The organism is Polaromonas sp. P1_G4 (genome assembly GCF_056405475.1).
Genome location: NZ_JBFUCA010000743.1, coordinates 1 through 1594, shown reverse-complemented (window position 1 = coordinate 1594; position 1594 = coordinate 1). Strand labels below are relative to the sequence as shown.

Sequence of the window (1594 nt, the reverse complement as noted above, 5' to 3'; positions counted from 1 at the left end):
GACCCAACGCAGCACCGAGCCGTAACGGTCGGAAATCGACGTCAACGCCCGCTCCATGAACCGGTCAAAACGATTGGGCTTGGGATTGTGCTTGAGCAGCTGGGTGCACATCATGGGCGTGAGCGTCAGCGCCACAAAGCCCGACACCACCACCGCACCGGCCAGCGCCAGGGCAAACTCCACGAAGAGCCGCCCGGTGCGGCCCGGCGTAAACGCCAGCGGCGCATACACGGCTACCAGCGTGGCCGTCATGGTGACCACGGCAAAGCCGATCTCACGCGCGCCCTTGATGCCGGCCGAGAACGGGTCCATGCCTTCCTCAATGTGCCGGAAGATGTTTTCCAGCATCACGATGGCATCGTCCACCACCAGGCCGATAGCCAGCACCAGCGCCAGCAGGGTCAGCGTGTTGATGGTGAAGCCCGCCAGCGCCATCATGCCGAAGGTGCCGATCAGGCTCACCGGGATGGTGACGATGGGGATGATGGAGGCGCGCAGGGTGCGAAGGAACACAAAGATCACCAGGGCCACCAGCACGATCGCCTCGGCGATGGTGTGGTACACGTTGTTCACGGAACGGTCGATGAACACCGAGTTGTCGTTGGCGACGTCAATCAGCATGTCGGACGGCAGGTCAGCCTTCAGCTTGGGAAAGGCCTCCCGCACCCCCCTGGACAGGTCCAGCGGGTTGGCCGTTGCCTGGCGGATGACGCCGACTGCCACAGCGGAGCGGCCGTTGAGCCTGACCGCCGTGCGCTCGTCGGCTGCGCCCTCCTCCACGCGCGCGACGTCGCGCACCTTGACGGAAAAGCCGTTCACATTCTTGATGACGATCTCGCGAAACTGCGCGGGCCTGACCAGGTCAGTCTGCGAGGTCACGCTGAATTCGCGCTGCTGGGACTCGATGCGGCCGGCCGGCAGCTCCAGGTTGCTGCGGCTGATGGCGTCTTCCACGTCCTGCGTGGTCAGCTTGTAGGAAGCGAGCTTGTCGGTGTCCAGCCAGACGCGCATGGCGTACTTGCGCTCGCCAAAGACGCGCACGTCGGCCACGCCGGTCACGGTCTGCAGGCGCGGCTTGACAATGCGGTTGACCAGGTCGTTGATCTGTAGCGGCGTCAGTGAATCGCTGGAAAAAGCCACCTGGATAACCGGAAAGGCATCGGCCTCGACCTTGGCGATCACAGGCTCTTCAATCGCCTGAGGCAGCCGGTTGCGCACGCGCGACGTGCGGTCGCGTACTTCGGCGGCAGCCGAGTCAGCGTCTTTTTCGAGCCTGAAACGCACGCTGATCTGCGCCTGGTCGGCACGGCTGATGGAGGTGATGACGTCGACAGCATCAATGCCTGCGATGGAATCTTCCAGCGGCTTGGTCACCTGCGTTTCTATGACCTCCGCGGATGCGCCTGCATAGCGCACGCTCACGGTCACAACGGGTTCATCGATCTTGGGATATTCACGCACCGAAAGGCGGTTGAAGCTCACCGCACCGACCAGAACGATGAGCAAAGACAGCACGGTGGCAAAGACCGGGCGGCGTATGGAAACTTCAGCGAGTTGCATAAGGGCCTGTGGGGGCTACGGCGCGGCTGCCGCT

At 63.4% G+C, this 1594-nt stretch carries 1 protein-coding gene; it reads right to left on the bottom strand.

The genetic code is table 11. From position 1 onward, the window contains the following. On the bottom strand, positions 1 to 1560 hold a 1560-nt coding region (locus AC1D1X_RS22905), incomplete at its 3' end, for an efflux RND transporter permease subunit (protein ID WP_477699289.1). Between the last annotated feature and the right edge of the window lie 34 nt (positions 1561 to 1594).